The organism is Methanohalobium evestigatum Z-7303 (assembly GCF_000196655.1).
Lineage (GTDB): Archaea > Halobacteriota > Methanosarcinia > Methanosarcinales > Methanosarcinaceae > Methanohalobium > Methanohalobium evestigatum.
Map to the genome: position 1 here is coordinate 207,940 of NC_014253.1, position 22,203 is coordinate 230,142.

Sequence of the window (22,203 nt, forward strand, 5' to 3'; positions counted from 1 at the left end):
TACAATAAACAAAGTTTATTCATAAAAACTGGTTATAGGTTAATAGGGTGGTTTAAAGATATTATATTTTGAGTGGTATAATTGACCGGGAACAGCGAATCATTGGATGAATTAATTTCCACTGCAAAGCAGGTTTCTGAAACTATCCTTAAATACAGTAATGTAAGAGTTGTGTCCCATAATGATACCGATGGTATAACATCAGCTGCTATAATCTGTCAGGCACTTTTAAGGGAAAAAATTCGTTATCATGCTACCATTGTCAGCCGTCTGGATGAAAGTGTAATAGAAGATGTTAACAATACAATTTCTGAAGGCGACCTTGTGATTTTTTGTGATATGGGTAGTGGACAGCCCGACCTTATATCTAATGTATCTGAAGATACAGTGGTAATAGATCATCATAATCCTGAAGGTGAATCAACTGCAAAAGCTGTGTTAAACCCTCATTTTTCGGAAATCGATGGCTCAACTTATCTATCTGCATCAGGAAGTACCTATATGGTTGCAAGAGAGATGGATTCATCAAATGTTGACCTATCAGGTCTTGCAGTCACAGGTGCTATAGGTGACAAGCAGGTATTTGAATCTGCAAACGAGTTTATTCTTGATGAATCAGTTAAAAACAGTGTAATATCTGTAAAAAAAGGTTTAAAAATCGGTGAGGGAGATATTGCACAATTACTGGAAAACGTTCCTGAACCTTATCTTGATATATCCGGTGACCGTGAAAAAATCGATGAGTTCTTGAGTTCTTTAAATGTTCACGGTAATATCAATGATTTGGATTCTGAAGATTTTAAAAAACTGGCGTCAGCAATCACGTTAAAGATAATAAAAAATGCCAGTACAGAGGCTGTTGAATCTGTCATCGGTGATGTATATACCCTGAATAAAGAACCTGTCCAGGATATCTATGAATTCATCCGTATCCTTAATGCATGCGGTAAAGTAAAAAAAGGAGGGCTTGGATTAACACTGTGCCTTAGGGATACATCGGTGCTTGATGAAGCACGCCAGATATCATTGGAATATAATAGAAATATAGTAGACCAGATTAAAAAAGCAGAAAGTTTGATTCAATGTGGTAGCAATATCAGGTACTTAAATGCTGAAAGTATGGATTCTATAGGTATTGTTGCAGGTGTAATAATCAGGTATATGTATCCTGATATGCCGGTTATTGCTACAAATGAAGTTGAAGACGTTGTTAAGGTATCAGCACGTGCAACCCATCATCTGATTGAAAAAGGGGTTGACCTGAACTATGCCATGCGAGAAGCAGCAAAACTTACCGTTGGCAGTGGTGGAGGGCATAATATTGCAGCAGGAGCAGCCATTGAAAAGGGACAGGTTGAAAATTTTATAAATATCGTGGATGATATTATAGGAAAACAATTAAATCCAGACACGGAGTCCAGTGATGAAGATTAACTGCAGAATCATATTTGAAGATGATGAATCAACAGGGATTGCAAAATTTGCAGCTTATTCCCTGCAGCCGGATAATCTGCCAAGTATGTGTACCGAGGTTGATGAGTATGGAGCAACTACGTATTTTTATACTGAAAAGATAACAACTCTTATTTCAACACTGGACGATTTTCTGATGAACACAAAAATAGCAGAAGATGTCTACACATCCCTGAAGAAAAATTAATGAAATCCATAGTATCCTGTCTCCTGTCAATCTAAATCCTATGTAATAACTATCAAAAACATCCAAATGAGGAATATCATGGAATTGAAATTTAACATAAAAGGTTCATTCAAAACAAGTGATGATGCTTCACCTGCCACAGAGGCTATTGATGAATTTATCAATGAGGCAAATGAAACCATTCTCAAAAAAGGAGCTCCTGAAGGTGAAGGTGCAAATGTAGTGGACTGGAATGTTGATGGTAGCAAAATCAACATTACCATTGAATCAGGACGGTATGTGAGGGCACATGATGCTCTTTTACGTATGCGGAAACCACTTGCCAAAAAACTGGGTAAAGATTACCGTATCGGAATACGTGGTATTGAAATTGACTCCTTTAATATCAGTATACCTTCAGAAAATCAGGACCTTGGTGAATTGAAGATCCCATATGTTACAGATATTGATTATAATGATAGTGTAATCAAACTCTCACTGGATGTAGGTGAATCTGAACTTCAAAACAGAGTTCCTGACAGGATACTTACTCTGATGGAGGATAAAATTGCAGCCTTGAGATACGGTGGCAAGGCAGAGCACTGGGAAGTTCTGTGGCAGAGTGGGAAAAAAGAACCAAAATTCTTTGATGACCCGACAAAAGAAATGATGAACAGAGGCTGGATTAAAAGAGGTGCCAGTAGGGGACAGTGGATACATGGTCCACAGCTTGCCAAGTTGTTCAGGACGTTTGAAAAAATCGTGATTGAAGAAATGCTTGAACCACTTGGCTACAAAGAAATGATGTTCCCAAAACTGATACCATGGGATGTATGGAAAAAATCAGGGCATGCAAAAGGGGTATATCCTGAAATTTATTATGTCTGTCCGCCAAAATCCAGAGACCCAGAATATTGGGAAGAGGTTACAGATTATTATAATGTAACCCATGAAGTACCCACTGAAAAGATAAAAGAAAAAATCGGTGAGCCAATAGGAGGGTTATGTTATGCACAATGTCCACCCTTCTGGATATATCTACAGGGTGAAACCATACCCACAAATGAGTTCCCTCTGAAAGTGTTTGATCATTCAGGCACATCTCACAGATATGAAAGTGGCGGAATACATGGAATTGAGCGTGTAGATGAATTCCACAGAATAGAGATTGTCTGGCTGGGAACCCATGACCAGGTTGTTAGCGAATCGAAAGCACTTCAGGATAAATACAGACATATATTTGATGATATACTCGATCTTGAATGGAGAAAAGCGGGAGTAACACCCTGGTTCATGGCACAGGAAGGACTTACTGGGACTTCAGAACAGACTGATGTAGGAACCATTGATTATGAAGCTCCTCTGCCTTACAGAGGAGATGATGGAGAATGGCTTGAATTCCAGAATGTAAGTATTAATGGTAATAAATACCCAAAAGGTTTTAATGTGAAAAGCCAATCAGGTGATGAACTATGGTCAGGATGTTCGGGTGTTGGACTTGAGAGATGGGCATCAGTATTTCTTGCACAGAAAGGACTTGACCCAGAAAACTGGCCAGATGAATTTGTGAAAAGGTTCGGTGAATTACCCGAAGGAATTCACTTCCTGTAATATTAACCTTTAAAAATTGAAAACTGACCGATTTGTTTATATATTGATATGAAAACTATGTATATCCTTATAAATAATAGAATTACTTATAATAAAGCCATATCACATTAACAAAAATCATTAATTATTTGGAGGAATCACTTGGCAAGAAAAGTACAAAAGAAATTAGATAAATGGAAATCCAAAAACTGGTACAACATAGAACCGCCAGAATTTCTCAGTAGTAGTTATATCGGTGTAACACCAGCTGAAAACACCAAAGACCTGCTGGGACGTGTAGTTGAAACAACAGTTGGACAATTAACAAACGACATTACCAAAGAAAAGACCAAACTAAGGCTCCAGATAGATAATGTCGTTGGGGATTCTGCAAAAACAAGGTTTATAGGTCATGAAATCACCACTGATTACCTTCGTTCCATTGTAAAACGTCAAACATCAAGGATAGATAATAATGTTGTTGTAACAACCAACGACGGTAACAAGGTTCGTGTAAAGCCAATATGTTTCACTGTAAAAAGAGCACACTCAAGTCAGATAAAAGCCATCAGAAAAGTAATGAAGGATGTTGTCAAAGCTCGGGCTTCTGAAGTTGATTATGGACAGTTTATCGATGAAGCCATCTCAGGAAAACTTGCTGCCAATATCTACAGGAATACAAAGAAAGTATATCCGATAAGGAGAGCCGAAATCAGGAAAACTGAAGTTCAGGCAGAACCAATAACTGCCTGAATCTCTCAACTACCTTCTTTTGATTCCTTTTTACGTTTATAATCTTGTTTTATGGCGTCAATCATTTCCTGATTCGCTTCTACAATAAGGGGTCCGATGTACCCGCAGTTTTTGCAGTGGTATAGTTTTCCAGTATATCCACCAGCTTCGTAATACCAATGAGAACTGCCGCATACAGGGCATACTTCAATATACTCTTCTTCAGTCAAATGACCACTTATGTTCAATTATATTATATAATCAGTTTCCATTAATTTTCCGGGATAGGGATTGAAAAAACTCTGGTCTGCATAGGATGTGTTACCAGCTCTTTGTATCAATGATTTCAGGAGTTTCCTGTTAGTTGACAACGTTATTTTTCCTTCTTTATATCTTTGTATATTTTCCATAAAAAGCAATTTTTCTTGGTTGCTTATAAGATTGGAGAATTGATTAAATATCTCTATCATAAACTCTATATAGTCATTGGGTTTGGGTGGATGAACAAATAATTTGTACAGATGATTGCGATATTCTTCAACCACATTAACAGGATTATTGCTTTCAATTTTTGAGATGATATTGTCCATTATCTTTTTTTCATCAGGGTTATAGGCTTTAAACAGCAGGAAGTTGTTTTTATGGAAATCTATTAGATTTTTGAAACTGCATATTTTTCTAAATTTAGCCAGAGTAAATATTTTTATTAAAAAATGTTCACGCCTGTACATATCCGTCAGACTGTTTTCATCTTCTCTGGCAAGTGATGGATAATAATTAACCACTTCATCTCCAAAAAAACCGTTTTCAGTAGTTGTAATAAGTTTTAATTTTTTGCTGTCAGCATATGCTTTGACGTTTCCTATCCCGCAGGATGGGGATTTGGATTTGAGAAGGAATCCATCAATATTATTAAGCGATTTAAAATATGAATAATTAAATCTGTGCATTTTTTCTGTAAAATCTTTGCCGGTAGAGGTCTGGATAAGTCTTTTTTTGTTGCCTTCTATTATTATATCTATGGGTTCACGCGGAACTCCCATACCGATGGCACATTCCGGACAAACAGGAATGAAATTCATATATGGTTTGGTTTTTTCAATAAAAGGACATTTGATAATCTGCCCATTGTACCTGCAGACTTCAAATTCAATGCATTTGCTTATAACTATATTGGGTGTTATGAATCCTTCCAATTTAACTCCTTATAAATATTAAATAGAAAAACAAAATCAAAAGTTTTGTTTTACTTATGAGCAAAAAATGCGATGATTTTATCATCTACTGAATCTATTCTGCAGAATCCAAATCTTTCAAATTGTACTACAGAATCGACTTCATCAGCAATACCATGTTCACCAAATCCTTCATATTGACCATCTGGCGCTATCACTTTAACAGATACTCCATTTACCGGGATCCAGTGTATTATCGGCAGGTTTGCTTTTTTAATCCTTTCTACCGAATCATCAAGGTATCGGGCTTTGAGCGGATTCAGTGATGTAACCTCTATATTGTAGAGGTCTTTCAGACGCAATTTATCTCCAACATTGATGCTGTCTATATCTTCCTGACATACGTACAGTTTTGAACCAATTTCTAATTCTCTGTAACCTCTTTTTTCTTTTGGATGAAGTGAAAGTTTCACATTACGGGGTTCAACACCTGTAATCTCCAGTTCAACAGGGTTCCAAACAAAGAAATAACGGTTTGCATTTGAATCAACCAGCTTTCTGTTTTCTGCATAAAGGGACTCAAGGCTTATGCTTATATCTGTTTCACCAACCCCCATATCTATCATGAATTTGCGGATGGCTTCCGGCTGGATGCCACGTCTTCGAAGGGCTCTGATTGTGGGGAGTGCAGGGTCATCCCAGCCCAGATATTCGCCGTTTTCAATGGATTTTGCAATTGAACTGGTGCTGAATTTACCGAATTCATGTATTTTAACACGTCCCCAGTGGGTGGTTTTGGGATATTTCCATCCGAAGTATTCATAGATATAACGCTGGCGTCTTTCACTATCTCTCAGGTCTTTACCACGGATAATATGATTTACTTCGCATTCGAGGTCTTCAATAGCACCTTCAAAATCAAGGAGTGGCCATACAACATACTTTCCATCAACTTCTGGACGTGGGTGACTGGTTTTTATGATTCTGAAAGCTCCAAAATCTCTTAGTGCAGGGTCTTTGTGCTGGATATCTGTTTTTATACGAAGTACAGCCTCTTTTTCACCATATTCACCGTTCAGCATATTATTCCAGTAATAGAGATTGTCTTCTGGGCTCTGGTTTCGATGAGGGCAGGCTTTTTTGTTGTCTTTGTATTTTTTAAATTCGTCACCTTTACAGAAACAGACATACGCGTTGCCCATTTCAATGAGCTTTTCTGCATATTCATAATATACAGGGATTCTATCGGATGCGTAAACTACTTTGTCAGGTTCTGCACCGAGCCATTTGCAGTCCTCTATATACCAGTCATAGGCTTCCATCATGGGACGTTTTGTTTGTGGGTCGGTATCATCAAAACGGATTATGAATGTTCCATTGTATTTTTTTACGTATTCTGAATTTACTACGATTCCCCTTGTACTTCCCAGTGTTGGAGGACCGTTGGGATTTGGAGCAAAACGCATAACAACTTCTTCACCTTCTTCAACATCCAGAGGTTTTAACCCTTTTGTAGGTTCTTTTTTGGTATATAACTCCTGCAAAAGCTCTGGAGCAATTTTGTTAAGTTCTTCCTTCCAGACATCAGGTGTGCCTTCAGATACTTCATTCAATACATCTTCCACCAAAGGTTTTACTTCTTTTGCCATTTGTCGAAGGTGGGGGGATTCACTCATCACTTTACCCATGACTGCTCCTGTTTTTGGAGGTTGTGAATATTTGACAGCGTTTTGTAATGCATATTTTCTTATTGTTAATTTATCCTCTTCATTTAATGTCATCAACAATCTCCTTGGTATGGATTATTTTATTAACACGGTTATAATAATTGTAATTAAAAACAGTTGCTGTGAAGCAATATATAAACTTGGATTTAGATTTAATGCTCAATGGAATTCCTTATTTCCCGGATACGTGCGGTTTTCTCCTGAATGCTTTTAGTTTTTTGTTCAAATTCGGATAGGAACTTGTCAACCATATCGCCTTCAGTTGCTCCGTGAATGGATGGTTTTATAAGATTTTCCTGTTCAAGTATACGAAGCGAATATCTCACCTTATGAGTTGGCATTTCAGTCTCTTCAGCCAGCCTCAATATTCCTATAGGTCCCTTTTCAATTACCTTTTTAAGAACCAAAAGATGGCGTTCGGTGAGTTCCAGTTCTTTATTTACCTGATCAAGTAACATTATTCAACAACCTCATTACTTAAAGTCCCGATTCCCTCGATTTCGATTTCTACAATATCACCACTATGTATTTTTCCAACACCTGGTGGAGTACCAGTGGCTATAATATCTCCGGGTTGTAATGTCATAATATCGGATATGAATTCTATAAGGTGTGGAACACCAAAGATTAAATTGGATGTATTTGAATTCTGACACGTTATTCCATTCACACGGCACTTAATATTTGCATTGTGTAGGTTGATATCATCTGCAGTTGCTATAAAGGGACCTACTGGTGCAAATGTATCAAAACTTTTTGCGCGTGTCCATTGTCCGTCCTGTTTTTGTAGGTCTCTGGCAGTAACATCATTAAAACATGTGTAACCGGCAATTACATTATTTGTACTATCTGCTTTAACATGTTTACATTTTTTACCTATAACAACACCCAGTTCAGCTTCGTACTCTATATGGTTGCTTGTTTTTGGATGTACGATCTTATCACAATTACCGATAATTGATGATGAAGGCTTTAAAAAAATGAGTGGTTTATTAGGGATATCCAACCCGAGTTCATTTGCATGGTCCTGATAATTTAACCCTACACAGATAATTTTAGATGGATTTACAGGTGGGAGTACCTCTATATCAGATAATTTAAAAATCAATCTGTTACATTCACCTCTCCCGGTAACATGCTCTTTATCATTATCAACATCACCATAGAATATCTCATTTTTGTATTTGAACCGACCAAACATGGTATACACATATTACCTAATTATTATTAAATCCTGCTGGGGAGATAATTATTACAGGTTTCAAATAACTTTTTATTATATCTGTACCATGATTTATCGTATAGTTTGTGGAGGGAGTTAACCATGAATGTTTTGTATGTATATGCACACCAAGAACCAAAATCATTTAACAGCTCAATGAAAGATACAGCATTAGAGGCTTTTGAAGAAAGAGGGGACAGTGTAAAAGTGTCAGACCTGTATGCAATGAATTTTGACCCTGTACTGGATGAAAATGATTTTAAAAACAGGAAATACACAGATATATTCAACCCGTTTTTAGAACAACTCCATGCAAATAAAACAGATGGTTTTGCACCTGATATAAAGGCAGAAATGGACAAAATAAACTGGGCTGATATGCTAATTTTCCAATTCCCGATTTATTTTACAGGTTTTCCTGCGATTATGAAAGGTTGGATAGATAGGGTTTTCTCACCGGGATTTGCTTTTAATCCGTTAACACAAAGCGCTTATGAGACAGGTCTTTTAAAAGGTAAAAAATCGATGCTTGTCACAACAGCGGGAGCAGATAAGGATTGGTATTCTAAAGGAGGAATGCATGGGGATATTCACGAATTGCTCAAAAGCATAACACACTGCACACTGGAGTTTACCGGGCTGGAAGTTTTACCAACCCATGTGGTATACGGAGCAAGCAATCTATCAGAAGATGATGCTAAAAAAGAACTTGAGAGATACAGAGAGCTTATATTATCTCTTTAACCACTTTCATGATGTTTTTTCATATGCCTTTCATAATCCTGTCTGGTAGGAAAAGTCATTTCACACACTTTGCATTCAAACTTGTTTTCTTTTTTTTCTGATTTATCACCCATTTAGTATCCCCCGATTAAATTCATGTTTTGCTTTCTAATTTTTTTGTTTTATCAATGTATTTTGTAACTGTATCAACAAATTCTGCATGACTCCATGTAAGAGGTGCAACTGATATTGATTCTCTGGTTAACGGATTAACTTGTTCGGGCATAATACCGGTTTCAAATGAACAATCTGCAACCCAATTAATAAGGTTCAGTGCTTTATCCAGTTCAGCAAAGTTCTCTGATTTTTTTATATACCACTTGGCAAGCCAGAGGGTGCATATAATCCAGGGATTACCAGTGGATTTATCTGATACTTTATGATAGTGGTCGTTTTCATATCTGGCAACTCCCCCACTTTTGTTTACCCACAGCTTGCTCTCAATGTTTTTCATAGTGTTTTTAACTTTTTCATCATCTGCTGATAGGAGTCCAAATTCAAATATTGCATAAATACTGCTGTCAATAGTATGGTCTATCTCTTTTTGGTCTGGGTTACTTTTTTGATATTTTAAACCTCGTATAAATATCTCTTTATCCCTATCAAACAATTCTTTTAATATAGCGTTTCTTAGGGGAAAGTATCTGCTACGGCATATATTGCAGATTTCAGTATCATTAAAAAGGTAGCTTATTTTTTCAGCAGATGCCAAACCTGCATACACTGTGGCAGAAGTAAATGTATATATGCCTCTCCTCTCCTCCCAAAGGTCATAACTTTCTCTTGGGAGTGAATTGGGATATCTGTAGTCATCCATAAAAAAAACAGCTTTTTTTATTAGAGGCTCATAAAGTTGTTTTATAAAATCGAGGTCACCGGTGGATTCATAATATTTCCAGAGTGCATATATCACCAGTGCTGTTTCATCTTCCTGAATAGGTAAAGCGGGTTTACCGTCTTCTACCCATGGATGCCAGCTGCTTCCAAGGGTTTTGTCAGGATTGTATTTGTGGAGCATGCATCCTTCCCACCAGAGAACATCCCTGCAGAATCTGAAAAAGGGTTTTGTAAATTCTGCAAACCCAGCGTTTATTAGAGTGATGGCAACAAGTGCCCCATCCCTTGACCACATATAACTGTAGGTGTCTCTGTTGAACTGGAGATTATCCGAATCGTTTGCTGCAATTATAGCACCGTGGGTATCATATTGGGTTTTTATAATTAACAGTGACCTTTTGTAAAGAGTGGCGAGTCGGGAATCGAGATTTGAAAGGTCTGTAGAAGTATGATTGACCCATGAACGCTGACATTCCTCGGAATGGTCCAAGATAGCTTCAGCTCCAACATCCATTAGATAATCGTGCAACCGATATACATCATCAAAATTTTGCCCGACAGTCATATAGTAATAAGCAGTGTTTGATGAATTTCCGGGAACTTCAAGGGACACTCCAACTGTTGAATCTACAGAGCCTTGAGCTACAGGGTTTCTGGACAGGACTCCATCTTCTGCATCTCTAAAAGTTCCTTCAAGGTAACCGGTTTCAGATTCTCCGATGGCATAATCCTCGATATCACTGGCAAATCCGTTTTTTTCATCTGATTTGAGAGCCCCAACCAGAAAGTATCTCGACCTCTTGTAATGTATTATGACATTATGGTCCATCTGATATACTGCGGTGTCCCCTATACCGGTTCCATAGAGATGAAAATCCTGGTTGAAAAACAATCGAATATTTCGTTTATAACTACGTTCATTTTTGATAGTTATTTTTCGCAGGAAAATATTATCCTCACAATAGACATTTTCCTCAAGAATCAGTTTTAATCCAAGATTTTTATTTGTTGCTTTATTTTCTGTAATAAGTGTATCGTTTTTATATGCAGGTAATTTTATCCAGTCATCTTCGTTAATCCATGAGAATATTCCATCAACAAATATCCCTATTTTGTGAGCGTGTCCAAGCACATGATTTTCCAGACCAACATAGGGATAGTAAATATCCCTTACCTGAAACCATTTATCTATGTTAACCAGCAATGACTGGTTGCCGAGAACGATATGTCGTGTCATTATCCCCTTAGAGTCTTTTAGGCTGATTATTATTTATATTTTGTTTTTGGTGGTGGTAGAAACAATATATATATGTGGTAAAACAAATCTGTATATAGGAAGATTATATGTCGTCAGAAGATACAGTGGAAACCGGTAATCCTTCAACTGAAAACAATAAAGCATTAATCCGTCAAGTAGTTGAAAAAGCCTGGAAGCCGTCGGTAATCAAGGAAGTCTGTGCTTCTGATTATGTGATTCATTTTGGAAGAGAGACACTTACCCGTGATGATTTAATTGAATTTATGAGCATGTTGCATTCAGCACTAATGGATCTGCGTTTTACTGCTGATGATATTATTGCCGAGGGTGATAAAGTAGTAACACGCTGGACAGCAAGCGGAACTCATCAGGGAGTATTTCAGGGGATACAGCCGACAGGAAATCATGTGGTTTTTACAGGTATTACTATAAGCCGGATTGAAAATGGAATTATTGTCGAAGACTGGGAGGAAGTTGACCAGTTAAATTTTACCCAGCAATTTGGTGTATTTCCGGAAGTTTAAATTTTAACCCTTTTTCCGCTGGCATCTCGTTTGTATTCACCAAATTCTGAATCTATGAGTTCAGTACCTTTAAAAACCGGTCCGTCTTTACATACTCTTAATCCCTTAGGGTCTATACAGCACGCACCACATACACCTATACCGCACTTAAAATACCGGTGGAGATTGAACTCGGTTTTTTCAAGGACGTATTTTTCATCCTGCAGCATATTGAATATGCACCTCAGCATAACTTCAGGACCACAGGTATATATTCTGTCATAATCAGAAAGATTCAGGTTGGTTAGTATATCAGTCACAAATCCACAGGTTCCTGATGTACCGTCATCGGTTGTTATGTACAAATCCCCTGCACTGGAAAATCGTTCTCCAAATATTAATTCGGTAGAACTGCGAGCACCAAGTATAGTAGTCACATCAACACCATTTTTAAAAGAATATTCTGCCAGTGGTGCCAGTGGTGCAGCACCCAAACCACCGGCTACTAACAATATTTTGTCACTCTTTTCAGGAAGTGTAAAACCGTTCCCAAACGGACCTCTCAAACCAATTGTATCCCCTTTTTCCAGTTCGAATAGTCTGGATGTGGCATCTCCTACTTTTTGGACAGTTATTCCGCTGTTATATGACAGTGTCATAGGAATCTCGTCCACACCATGAACCCACACCATCAGGAACTGACCTGCATTTGCATCAAAATATCTGTCAAAGAAAAAAGTCTTTGTTGAGGGTGATTCCTGTACGATATCTATTAATCTTGTATTAAGTGGATACATAAAACATCAGCCCATTTTGTGTGAAAATCCTATGATTTCATCTATTGTTGAATACTCATTTGCAGAAAGATAATCTTCAATCCCTGATGATATTGATTTAAAAACATCCATACTTTGTGATACTGCAGAACCCACTTGTACAGCACTTGCACCTGCCATAATCATTTCCACAGCATCCTGCCAGCAGGATACACCTCCTACCCCCACAACAGGGATATCCAGTGAGGCATACAGGTCATATACACATTTTACAGCAATTGGTCTTATAGCCCGGCCTGAAAGTCCACCGTATCGGTTACCAAGTATCGGATAACCAGTGTTGATATCTATGGACATTCCCCTTACAGTGTTTATTGAAACAACGGCATCAGCTCCCCCTCTTTCAGCAGCTTTACCAATATCTACAATATTTGTGACATTTGGTGTAAGTTTGACCCATACCGGAACATCAATCACATCACAAACACTGGCTGTAATTTCTTCTACAAGGCATGAATCACAGCCGATTGTGGCACCATAACCTTCAGCATGAGGGCAGCTTACATTCAATTCAAAACCATCGGGGTTGGCTGAACTCAATTCTTCAGCAACTTTGACAAAACCTTCTGTATCACCCGCAAAAATGCTTGCTATAATCGGAGTTGATGTATTATTTTTTGCGTTTTCAATTTCCTGCACAAATTCAGTGTATGAAGGATTTGGGAGTCCCATAGCGTTCAGGAAACCATTTTCCAGTTCAATCATAGTGGGGTTGGAATGTCCTTTTTTTGGGACAGGCCCTATGGATTTGGTCACCACTGCACCTGCACCATTGTATGCCATCCGTGTAAGTGATGCACCAGTTGTACCCATAATACCTGAAGCCAGTATAACCGGATTTTTTGGATGAGGGTAAAGAGATTTTTTTGCAACCATGTTAACCAGTTATTCTGCATTTGCCATTTTATCGAGTGCTTCCTGAACTAGCTTTTTACCGCCTTTTCGAACCAGTTCCTCTCCTAATTCATTGGCTTCTTCTTTATAATTGTCAGCTGATATAACATCATCAACTGCAACATAATGAGACCCGTCCAAAGCCAGTACTTCTGAACGGATATGTATCTTTTCATCATTTACAAATTCAGCATACGCACCTATTGGAACTATACATCCTCCACCGACATTACCTATTAGTATGCGTTCAATTTCTGTTTCGATTTTGGTCTGTGGATGGTTTATACGTGAAACTACATTTTCTGATTCATCACCGGATTTTGCAACTACTGCAATAGCACCCTGATTGGCTGAAGGACAGAAATGGTCAGTATCAAGCTGGTGCACAGGTATGTCCCATCCCATACGTCTTAATCCTGCTTCTGCAAGTATAATGCCGTCATATATTCCAGACTCCAGCTTTTTTAACCGGGTGTCTATATTCCCCCTGAGGCTCTGGACATCAAAGTCGGGTCTGTATCTTAAAACTTGGGATTTTCTGCGAAGTGATGTTGTGCCGATAACTGCACCTTCAGGCAGTTCATCCAGTGTAGAACCATCTCTGGTAAGTAGAGCATCAAACGGGGAATCGCGTTTAAGTACCGCAGAGGTTGGCAGTTCTTCTGGACGTTCGGTGGGCAGGTCTTTCATAGAATGCACTGCTATATCGAGTTCGCCAGATAACATCCTTTCATCAATTTCTCTTACAAATGCACCTACACCGCCCAGTTCATGCAGTGGACGGTCTGTAAAAGAGTCTCCAGATGTTTTTATTATTTTTAGGAACGTATTAACGCCCTCTTCTTTAAGCATCTGAGAGACTCTTCTTGTTTGTGTAAGTGCAAGGGAACTTCCACGTGTGCCTATTATTAAATCCATCTAATATTATTCTCCTTATAATCAGGATTGTTTCAGGTTGCTTTCATACGCATTAAGTAATTTCTGGATGTCTGAATCACTGTGTGCATATGAGAGGAAATTCGTTTCAAACTGGGATGGAGGCAGGAAAATACCATCATTAAGCATTCGTTTAAAGAAGTCAAAATAGCCTGATTTGTCGCATTTAAGAGTTTCCTGATAGTTAGTTGGAGCTTTTCCGAAAAATACCTTAAACATGGATGAAATGCCTGATACCTCATAATCCAATCCTGCATCTGATATTATATCTGATAGGCAGGAGCGTATTTCATCACCTTTCTTATTCAGAGTGTCATGAACGTTTTCGTTTTCAAGGACGTCCATTGTAGCAATTCCTGCGGAAAGAGTCGCAGGGTTTCCACTGAAAGTACCTGCCTGATAGACATTTCCATTTGGTGCAACCATATCCATGATTTCCCGTTTTCCACCGAAAACACCGACAGGCATACCTCCACCTACAATCTTTCCAAGAGTGGTCATATCAGGTGTAACGTTATAGTATTCCTGAGCTCCTCCCATTGCAAGTCTGAATCCTGTTATTACTTCATCAAAAATAAGAACAACATCGTTTTCTTCAGTTACTTTACGTACTTCTTTCAGGTAGTTTTCTTTTGGTAGAATGGGACCGATGTTGCCCATGACAGGTTCCATTATGACAGCAGCCATGTCATCTCTGTTTTTCTCAATAAGCTCTGTCATTGATTCGATATCATTAAATGGTGCCTGAAGTGTATGTTTTGTTACTTCTTCTGGTACTCCTTTCGAGTTTGGTTTACCAAGAGTAGTAGCACCTGAACCCGCTTTAACAAGGACTGAATCATGGGTGCCGTGGAATCCACCTTCAATTTTTAATATTTTGTTTTTTCCGGTATATCCGCGTGCTGTACGTATAGCACTCATTGTAGCTTCAGAACCAGATGAAACAAATCTTAGCATATCCATGCTCGGATATGCATCTGTTACTTTTTCAGCCAGTTTGACCTCGTTCTCAAGCGGGGTTCCATAAAGCCAGCCGTTATCCAGTTGTTCAGCAATTGCCTGTTTGATTTCTGGATGGGCGTGTCCGAGTAAATTAGGTCCGTAACCCATACAGAAATCAATGTATTCGTTTCCATCTACATCTTTTATTCTTGATCCTTGAGCAGATTCGGTATAAAACGGATAGGGCTGTATAGCACGTACAGGGCTGCTTACACCACCTGATATTATTTTTTTAGCCTGCTCGTATAATTGTTTTGATTTTGTATTTTCGCCTTCCATGGTATCGCCTGTAATTATTATTTTAACTGATAACTAATCATAATGTAATTATATATAAAATTGCCAAAGTTTTATTTCAAAAGCTTTGCCATATCTTTGGCAAAGTAGGTAAGTATCATATCCGCTCCGGCACGTTTAATGGATGTAATTGATTCATAAATTATTTTGTTCTCGTCCATCCATCCGTTCTGTGCAGCGGCTTTTATCATCGCATATTCACCACTTACATTATATGCAGCAGTCGGCATTTCAAGTTCATCTTTGATTCGGTATAGTATGTCAAGGTACGGGAGTGCGGGTTTGACCATTACAATGTCAGCACCTTCATCAATGTCCAGTTCCACTTCACGGATTGCTTCATTGGAATTTGAAGGGTTCATCTGATAACTTGACCTGTCGCCAAAGGAATAACCTGATTCAGCGGCATCTCTAAAAGGACCGTAGAAAGCCGAGAAATACTTAGCCGCATAGGACATTATAGGAATGTTTTCAAAATTATTGTTATCAAGTTCGGACCTGATGGATTCTACCATGCCATCCATCATCCCGGATGGAGCAACCATATCTGCACCTGCTTCTGCATGGCTTACAGCAGTTTTTCCAAGTAATGGTAAAGTGGGGTCGTTCAATATTTCTTCTTTATCATAGTCCACAACACCGCAATGTCCGTGGGTTGTGTATTCACAAAGACAGACATCGGTAATTATAGCCATATCCCTGCTTGAAATATCGTTTCTGATGTTTCTGACAGCACGCTGTACAACTTCATTGTTACCCCACGCAGAACTCCCAGACTCATCTTTTCTGGCAGGAACTCCAAAAATCATTATCGATGGAATACCAAGATCTGAGATTTCTTTAGCTTCGTCTGCTGCATAATCGACCGGTAATTTATAAGTACCCGGCATTGAGGGCACTTCCTGTGGTGTCTCAATATTTTCATCGACAAAAACAGGACATATCAGGTCATCTGCAGTAATTGTTGTCTCACGTACAAGATTTTGTAGCTTCCCTTGCCTTAATCTTCTCATCCGTACCTGTGGAAACATGTAAACCATCTCTCATTTGTTATATATCTGTGTTATTTTTTGTTATCAAGATTAAACAACCGAGAAGCGGTATCCATTAGTTCGTCTTCATCGTTTTCGGCTGCTTTTCTGAGCATTTTAGTGGGTTCTGCCAGAATTTTGTTAACAATAGAATGTGTAAGGTCATCCAGTACTTCAGATTCGATATCACCAATTGTGTGATAGGAACTTAAACGGTTGATTGCACGCTGTTTTTCTCTTTCACGAACATTATGCACCTGTCCATACAATTGTGAAATCAATCCATCAGCTTTCTGGCGTTTATACTGGGTATTCAGCAGTTCGAATTCTTCTTCTATCAGAGCATCCACTTTCTTTGCTTCGCCCCTTCTCATCTCCATATTTTTTTCATTTATCCTGCGAAGGCTATCGATATTGTGCAATTTCACATGTTCAATCTCTGAAATTTCAGGTTCGATGTCTCTGGGGGTTGCAATATCTATCAGAAGCAATTCTTTGTTTCTGTCATCCATTGCTTTTTCAATAGTGGATTTCCTCAAAACAAAATGCGGAGCAGCGGTTGCACATATAACTACATCAGCGTTTCTAATGCATTCATCGATATTATCAAACAAAACTGCATCTCCGCCAATTTCTTCGGCAAGCTGTTTGGCGGTTTCAAAGGTTCGGTTTGCAAGATATACCACATCCATATCTTTATGAGCAAGGGCACGTGCAACAAGTGTACCCATTTCACCTGTACCTATAACAAGAATATTTTTACCGGTAAGTCCTCCAAGGATTTCATCAGCAAGGTCAACAGCAGCAGATCCGATAGATACAGAACCTTTGTTTATTCGGGTCTCGGTACGAGCCTTTTTTCCAACCTGTATGGCTTTGGAAAACGCAGTATCAAGGGCAGGACCAATTGTACCCACGTTTTTGGCAGTGGTATATAAATCCTTAATCTGTCCAAGTATCTGGTCTTCTCCCACTATCATGGATTCCAGGCCCGATGCCAGTCTCAGAAGATGTTTTAATGAATCCTCATGGTCATAAAACTCAACGATATGGGAAGAAGCTCCCATATCTTTAGCAAAATGGAATAATACACTACTTGCTTTTGGTGATACTACATAAACTTCCACACGGTTACATGTTTTAAGAACCGCACATTCATAAACGTATTCATGAGAATAAAGCGATTTCAGCACATATTCTATATCACCATGCCATGCTTTTTCCATTTCCTCGATACTTGCTTTTGTATGGGTAATTACCATACTTGATATCTGCTGTGTCACCAGGATCCTCCGGGTAAAAATAAATGTGGTTATTACGGGTTAAAAAATCATTTTAATCAATTTTTTCGCTTCTTAACTGTTCATCCACTATATTTAATGCTATATTATACGCTTTTTCATATGAATCAGAAAGAGCACTCCATACTGAATCATCTTCTATAATGTTCCAGAGGATTTGTTTTCGTTTTCTCTGGTCGGATATGACTTCTTTCAGGTAAGTACGTATGTCATTTTGAATTTCTGCCATTTCACTGTACTCTGGAGTAATCGTCTGTTCTATATTTTCACGGGTAAATTTTGAAATAGCGGGGCTGGAACCAAGAGTGGAAATTCCGATTGTAAGGTCCCCTCTTTTAATAACAGATGGAACTATCACATCACCGATGTCATCCACCTGATTAACCAGGATATTTTTATCTGTTTTATTTGCAACTTCTGTTATCCTTTGGTTTAATTGTCTGTTATTGGTGGCAGGTATGACCATAAATGCATCGTAAATTAAATCTTTTATTTGTGAATCATTGAGAGAATTGATATTTGATGTTATTAATTTGATTTTTCTGCTGTTTTCGAGTTCTTTTATACTGGATGTAAACGATGTACTTATAATGGTTGTATCGGCATACGCGGAAAAAAATAGGGCTTTACGTTCACCCACAGAACCAGCTCCAAAAATTATGATTTTTTTGCCGCTTAGATCTATCATCAATGGAGTAAAGTTTTTATCAGAATTCATATTACCATTCTTTATTATAATCTTACACCAGTTTTTTTAAATTCATGTTCGCTGAACAGTAGTTTATAATCAGTTATACCGGTAGCTTTTGATATTTCCTCTGCAACATATTCGCAGTCTCTTTTTGAATACGAATGAACCATTGTGAATAAATTATAGGGCCAATCTGGATACCTTGGACGTTCATAGCAATGGGTAACCTCAGAAAAGCCTGCCATTATAGCACCTACCTCTTCAACTTTTTCATCAGGTACATTCCATATACACATGGCGTTGGCTGTAATTCCAATGGCTCTGTGGCCTATGGATGCTCCAAATCTTCTTATAATACCCTTATTTTCCATTTCTTTTATGATGTTTATAACTTCATCCTCACTAATACCCAGATAGCTGGCAATTTGGGCAAAAGGGGAGTGGGTAAATGGTATCCCATCTTGGGTGAGTTTAATAATTTTTGTATATATATTGTCCTTGTTGTCAATATAACAGGATGAATTATTAGAGGTTTCATCTGACATCAAATTTCACCCCGATTTTGAAAAGGCGTTTTGTGGGCAGATTTATAAGTGGGCATCCGGTTTCATTCCTTATTTCTTCAAGAATTTCATCAAGGCGCTGTTTGCTAGATGCTGATACTGTAAACCAGAGATTGTATTTATCAGGACGTAGGTAGTTGTGTGATACTTCAGGATACTGATTGATATAATCAGCTATATCTGAAACCTGGGAATCTGGTGCTTTAACAGCAACAAGTGTACTTATACCACCTGTTTTTCTGGTATTAATTATTGGACCTATTCTTCTGACTGCTCCTTTATAATAAAGGTCTTCTAATCTCTTTATAACTTCTTCTTCACTAATTCCAAGTCTCTCAGCCAGTTTTTCATAAGGATGGGTATCAAGAGGAAAATCAAGCTGTATCTCATTCAGGATTTTTTTGTCAGTCTCATCCAGCTGTATCATTTGGATACCCTTGATTTCTGTTTCGGATTGTAAATACAGTACGGCTCTTCATCCATATAGTCACCGGTTCCAGCATAGGCACGAGCCCTGCAGCCGCCACAGATATTTTTGTATTCACAGATACCGCATTTACCTTTCAGTTTTGTGACATCGCGAAGGTCATTAAATACCTTTGAATAGTTCCAGATCTCTTCAAATTTTTCGTCTCTTATATTACCGGCAAGTGCTGGAAGATACCCACATGGATATACTTCACCTTTACTGGATACGAAGCAGAAACCTGTCCCACCAAGACACCCTCTTGTCATTGCATTGTATCCCTCTTTTTTAAATGGTGGATTTTTATTCTCTTCCTGTGAACGTTGTAATGCGATTCTGAAATAATGTGGGGCACATGTAGCTTTTAATTGAATGGGTGAGGATTTTTGTTTTTCATAAAACCAGTTAAGTATATCTTCGTATTCTTCAGGTGGGATTTCATCTTTTTCGATTTCTTTACCTCTTCCAGTGGGTACGAGCATAAATATGTGTAGAGCATCAGACCCAATGTTTTTTGCAAATTCAAAAATATCTGGTATTTCTTTGATGTTGCGTTTTGTAATTGTAGTGTTAATCTGTATACCTATACCGGTATTTTTTAAAATCTCAATGCCATTTAAGGCACCCTCAAAAGCACCGGGCATACCCCGAAATTCATCATGGGTACGGGCGGTAGCACCATCAATGCTTATACTCACTCTTTGTATGCCGGACCGTTTTAATTTATCAGCAATATTGGATGTAACCATTGTACCGTTTGTAGCCATTACAACTCTTAATCCTTTATGAGTACCATAACTGGCTATTTCGAAGATGTCGCTGCGAACAAGTGGTTCTCCTCCACTTAAAATAAGGATAGGTTTTCCGAAATTTGCAATTTCATCAATAAAACGCTTTGATTCACCTGTTGATAATTCATCTTTATCCATTTTGGATGTGGACGACCCTCTGCAATGTGCGCATGATAGGTTGCAGCTTTTTGTAAACTCCCATGCAATAAGTTTTGGTGGTTGTGCCATGTTACCATTTCTATCAGGTTTTTATAAATATCTTAAAATTAATCCATGAGGTATATAAGGTATATAATATTGATTTTATAATCATTATTCAATTTGGTTAAATATGATGTGTTAAATTTACTATAGCCTGTATTAATAGTTATGTTTAATACAGCAAAATTAATATTTACAGTATATGATTTTGAATACAGCAAATTTATAAATTTATAGCCGTGTAATAGAGATAAATAAAATGGTTTTATAACAATGAATGCGTTATATATAGCGTTTGTTATTACATGGGTAACAATTTTAATATATGCAATATACCTGATACGAACACGTTTAAATCTAAATCGCGAACTTAAACGACTGAAAAAACATCAATAAACGGTATTTATAGATGAACAAGGGCAAAAAAATACTAACAGCAATGGTTTTTATTGCAATAGTTGCAATTGTTGGACTCTGGAATGTAGATTTTTCTGATGGTTACCTTATGGTATCAGAACTAAAATCTAATCCTAAAGATTATGTCGGTGGTAAGGTCAATACGATGGGGTCCATTAAAAACGGTACGCTTAACAAAACACCCGAATCTACAAGTTTTATACTAAAAGATGCAGAAAGCAAAACATATCAAATTTATATTGAATATACGGGCGATTTACCAGCAAACCTTGCAGAAGGTAAAAGAATCAGTCTAAGCGGAACAATGATAAATGATAAAAAAATCAAAGCTAATAAAATTGTAATGGGATGTCCGTCAAAATATAATGAAAAAACCAGTAGTTAAATTTAATATCAATTTTTAAAATGAATGAGGGCGCTTGATGAATATTGAAAAATGGGATGAATATATACGCATTACAGATGCTATGGACGAATTAATTGAAAATATGGATGATTCATCCCAAATAAAAAACGTTGTTAGCCATGTATGTAATTATGGTGGCAAAAGGATTAGACCAATTATATTGATGCTTTCAACAGATATATGTGGTGGTGATTCAAAAACCAGTATTAATGCGGCTCTTGCGGTTGAATTAATGCATTCAGCATCTCTTATACATGATGACCTTATTGATGATGGGATAATTCGCAGAGGTGTACCTTCAGCTCATAAAAAATTTGGGCATTCAGCAGCCATGTTATGTGGTGATTTTTTAATATCCAAATCCATCGAACTCATGTCTTCTTACGGTCATAATGCGATAACTGAATTCGGGCAAGCAGGTATGTCAATGGCACATGGAGAAACCATTGATTTGGGCGGAGATGATGCAGGTTTTGTAGAGGTTAATTATTTTGATTGCATATACAAAAAAACTGCATCACTTTTTGCTGCATGTGCCTCCATCGGAGCCTATATAAGTGGGGCAGATGATGAAATGGTACACAGATGCCGGTTATATGGTGAATATATGGGTACCGCTTATCAGATTGTAGATGATTTGCTTGAATATTTACATGAAATTGATGACAAAAGTTCTGTTCGAAAATCTGTAACCCTTCCACAGATATATACAAAACAAATGACTCATGAAGAAGCAGTAAATAAAACAGTAGATAAAGTCGATGAATATGTAACTCAGGCTAAAAACATAATCGTCGGGTTTGAATCAGAAAATGGAAAGGATAAGTTATTACAGATAACCAACCATATAACAATAGATATGCTCCCTGAAAACTATTTTTAAACTATCTTGTTAACAAAGGTGT

Annotated in this window: 26 protein-coding genes; 9 read left to right on the top strand and 17 right to left on the bottom strand. The window is 37.7% G+C overall.

Annotated features, from left to right (window positions below):
- Positions 1 to 81 precede the first annotated feature (81 nt).
- The 4 genes from METEV_RS01025 (at position 82) to METEV_RS01040 (ending at position 3,982) form a co-directional block, all read left to right on the top strand.
- Entirely contained in the window at positions 82 to 1,434 is a 1,353-nt protein-coding gene (locus tag METEV_RS01025; RefSeq protein ID WP_013193704.1) for a single-stranded-DNA-specific exonuclease RecJ, read from the top strand.
- The gene (locus METEV_RS01030) at positions 1,424 to 1,660 is read left to right on the top strand and encodes a KEOPS complex subunit Pcc1 (protein ID WP_013193705.1); all 237 of its coding nucleotides are present in this window, start codon (positions 1,424 to 1,426) and stop codon (positions 1,658 to 1,660) included. The genes METEV_RS01025 and METEV_RS01030 overlap by 11 nt, the downstream gene beginning before the upstream one ends.
- 78 nt (positions 1,661 to 1,738) lie before the next feature.
- Positions 1,739 to 3,250, top strand: coding sequence for a serine--tRNA ligase (locus METEV_RS01035; RefSeq protein WP_013193706.1), 1,512 nt, complete (start codon positions 1,739 to 1,741; stop codon positions 3,248 to 3,250).
- Between the two features lie 141 nt (positions 3,251 to 3,391).
- Complete coding sequence (locus tag METEV_RS01040) at positions 3,392 to 3,982, top strand: 30S ribosomal protein S3ae (protein ID WP_013193707.1); 591 nt, start codon at positions 3,392 to 3,394, stop codon at positions 3,980 to 3,982.
- Between the two features lie 5 nt (positions 3,983 to 3,987).
- Here METEV_RS01040 and METEV_RS01045 read toward each other — a convergent pair whose 3' ends face one another.
- From METEV_RS01045 to METEV_RS01065, 5 genes are all read right to left on the bottom strand, one after another.
- Positions 3,988 to 4,191 carry a hypothetical protein gene (locus METEV_RS01045; protein ID WP_013193708.1) on the bottom strand — a complete coding sequence of 68 codons (204 nt, stop codon included), beginning with the start codon at positions 4,189 to 4,191 and terminating at the stop codon, positions 3,988 to 3,990.
- An 18-nt stretch (positions 4,192 to 4,209) separates the two neighbouring features.
- Positions 4,210 to 5,157, bottom strand: a complete 948-nt coding sequence (locus METEV_RS01050; RefSeq protein ID WP_013193709.1) for a YbgA family protein — start codon at positions 5,155 to 5,157, stop codon at positions 4,210 to 4,212.
- Between the two features lie 50 nt (positions 5,158 to 5,207).
- On the bottom strand, positions 5,208 to 6,917 hold the full coding sequence (locus METEV_RS01055; RefSeq protein WP_013193710.1) for a glutamate--tRNA ligase: 1,710 nt from the start codon (positions 6,915 to 6,917) through the stop codon (positions 5,208 to 5,210).
- Between the two features lie 98 nt (positions 6,918 to 7,015).
- Positions 7,016 to 7,321 carry a hypothetical protein gene (locus METEV_RS01060; protein ID WP_013193711.1) on the bottom strand — a complete coding sequence of 102 codons (306 nt, stop codon included), beginning with the start codon at positions 7,319 to 7,321 and terminating at the stop codon, positions 7,016 to 7,018.
- Positions 7,321 to 8,064 (bottom strand): fumarylacetoacetate hydrolase family protein, encoded by a 744-nt coding sequence (locus tag METEV_RS01065; protein ID WP_013193712.1) that lies wholly within the window; start codon positions 8,062 to 8,064, stop codon positions 7,321 to 7,323. The genes METEV_RS01060 and METEV_RS01065 overlap by 1 nt, the downstream gene beginning before the upstream one ends.
- Positions 8,065 to 8,187: 123 nt before the next feature.
- Between METEV_RS01065 and METEV_RS01070 the strand changes: the two genes are divergently transcribed.
- Positions 8,188 to 8,829: an NAD(P)H-dependent oxidoreductase gene (locus METEV_RS01070; RefSeq protein ID WP_013193713.1), complete on the top strand. Its 642-nt coding sequence runs from the start codon at positions 8,188 to 8,190 to the stop codon at positions 8,827 to 8,829.
- On the opposite strand, the gene METEV_RS11900 is transcribed toward METEV_RS01070, so the two are convergent.
- Together METEV_RS11900 and METEV_RS01075 are read right to left on the bottom strand one after the other, a co-directional pair.
- Complete coding sequence (locus METEV_RS11900) at positions 8,826 to 8,942, bottom strand: C2H2-type zinc finger protein (protein WP_013193714.1); 117 nt, start codon at positions 8,940 to 8,942, stop codon at positions 8,826 to 8,828. The genes METEV_RS01070 and METEV_RS11900 overlap by 4 nt on opposite strands.
- 20 nt (positions 8,943 to 8,962) lie before the next feature.
- Positions 8,963 to 10,942, bottom strand: coding sequence for a glycoside hydrolase family 15 protein (locus tag METEV_RS01075; RefSeq protein ID WP_013193715.1), 1,980 nt, complete (start codon positions 10,940 to 10,942; stop codon positions 8,963 to 8,965).
- 107 nt (positions 10,943 to 11,049) lie between these two features.
- On the opposite strand from METEV_RS01075, the gene METEV_RS01080 reads away from it, so the two are divergent.
- A complete protein-coding gene (locus METEV_RS01080; RefSeq protein WP_013193716.1) occupies positions 11,050 to 11,487 on the top strand; it encodes an ester cyclase in 438 nt (145 codons plus the stop codon).
- Here the strand turns inward: METEV_RS01080 and METEV_RS01085 are convergent.
- The 10 genes from METEV_RS01085 to ahbD form a co-directional block, all read right to left on the bottom strand.
- Complete coding sequence (locus tag METEV_RS01085) at positions 11,484 to 12,263, bottom strand: dihydroorotate dehydrogenase electron transfer subunit (RefSeq protein ID WP_013193717.1); 780 nt, start codon at positions 12,261 to 12,263, stop codon at positions 11,484 to 11,486. The two genes, METEV_RS01080 and METEV_RS01085, sit on opposite strands and share 4 nt — an antisense overlap.
- A 6-nt stretch (positions 12,264 to 12,269) precedes the next feature.
- Positions 12,270 to 13,178 carry a dihydroorotate dehydrogenase gene (locus tag METEV_RS01090; protein ID WP_013193718.1) on the bottom strand — a complete coding sequence of 303 codons (909 nt, stop codon included), beginning with the start codon at positions 13,176 to 13,178 and terminating at the stop codon, positions 12,270 to 12,272.
- A 9-nt stretch (positions 13,179 to 13,187) separates the two neighbouring features.
- On the bottom strand, positions 13,188 to 14,114 hold the full coding sequence (gene hemC / locus METEV_RS01095; protein ID WP_013193719.1) for a hydroxymethylbilane synthase: 927 nt from the start codon (positions 14,112 to 14,114) through the stop codon (positions 13,188 to 13,190).
- Positions 14,115 to 14,135: 21 nt separating this feature from the next.
- Positions 14,136 to 15,413: a glutamate-1-semialdehyde 2,1-aminomutase gene (hemL, locus tag METEV_RS01100; protein ID WP_013193720.1), complete on the bottom strand. Its 1,278-nt coding sequence runs from the start codon at positions 15,411 to 15,413 to the stop codon at positions 14,136 to 14,138.
- A gap of 71 nt (positions 15,414 to 15,484) precedes the next feature.
- A complete protein-coding gene (hemB, locus tag METEV_RS01105) occupies positions 15,485 to 16,462 on the bottom strand; it encodes a porphobilinogen synthase (protein ID WP_013193721.1) in 978 nt (325 codons plus the stop codon).
- A 32-nt stretch (positions 16,463 to 16,494) separates the two neighbouring features.
- Positions 16,495 to 17,724 (bottom strand): glutamyl-tRNA reductase, encoded by a 1,230-nt coding sequence (gene hemA / locus METEV_RS01110; RefSeq protein WP_049891232.1) that lies wholly within the window; start codon positions 17,722 to 17,724, stop codon positions 16,495 to 16,497.
- Between the two features lie 73 nt (positions 17,725 to 17,797).
- Positions 17,798 to 18,481 (bottom strand): precorrin-2 dehydrogenase/sirohydrochlorin ferrochelatase family protein, encoded by a 684-nt coding sequence (locus tag METEV_RS01115; protein ID WP_013193723.1) that lies wholly within the window; start codon positions 18,479 to 18,481, stop codon positions 17,798 to 17,800.
- Between the two features lie 14 nt (positions 18,482 to 18,495).
- Entirely contained in the window at positions 18,496 to 18,999 is a 504-nt protein-coding gene (gene ahbB, locus METEV_RS01120) for a siroheme decarboxylase subunit beta (RefSeq protein ID WP_013193724.1), read from the bottom strand.
- Positions 18,989 to 19,444 carry a siroheme decarboxylase subunit alpha gene (gene ahbA / locus METEV_RS01125; protein WP_013193725.1) on the bottom strand — a complete coding sequence of 152 codons (456 nt, stop codon included), beginning with the start codon at positions 19,442 to 19,444 and terminating at the stop codon, positions 18,989 to 18,991. The genes ahbB and ahbA overlap by 11 nt, the downstream gene beginning before the upstream one ends.
- The gene (gene ahbD / locus METEV_RS01130; RefSeq protein ID WP_013193726.1) at positions 19,441 to 20,502 is read right to left on the bottom strand and encodes a heme b synthase; all 1,062 of its coding nucleotides are present in this window, start codon (positions 20,500 to 20,502) and stop codon (positions 19,441 to 19,443) included. The genes ahbA and ahbD overlap by 4 nt, the downstream gene beginning before the upstream one ends.
- Positions 20,503 to 20,748: 246 nt before the next feature.
- Here ahbD and METEV_RS12940 point away from each other — a divergent pair, with 246 nt between their 5' ends.
- Genes METEV_RS12940 through METEV_RS01140 form a run of 3 tightly spaced genes read left to right on the top strand, consistent with a single transcriptional unit; the run spans position 20,749 to position 22,181 of the window.
- Positions 20,749 to 20,871 (top strand): CcmD family protein, encoded by a 123-nt coding sequence (locus METEV_RS12940; protein ID WP_083810087.1) that lies wholly within the window; start codon positions 20,749 to 20,751, stop codon positions 20,869 to 20,871.
- 13 nt (positions 20,872 to 20,884) lie between these two features.
- Complete coding sequence (locus METEV_RS01135; protein ID WP_013193727.1) at positions 20,885 to 21,277, top strand: cytochrome c maturation protein CcmE domain-containing protein; 393 nt, start codon at positions 20,885 to 20,887, stop codon at positions 21,275 to 21,277.
- A 37-nt stretch (positions 21,278 to 21,314) separates the two neighbouring features.
- Entirely contained in the window at positions 21,315 to 22,181 is an 867-nt protein-coding gene (locus METEV_RS01140; protein WP_013193728.1) for a polyprenyl synthetase family protein, read from the top strand.
- The last annotated feature ends 22 nt before the right edge of the window (positions 22,182 to 22,203 follow it).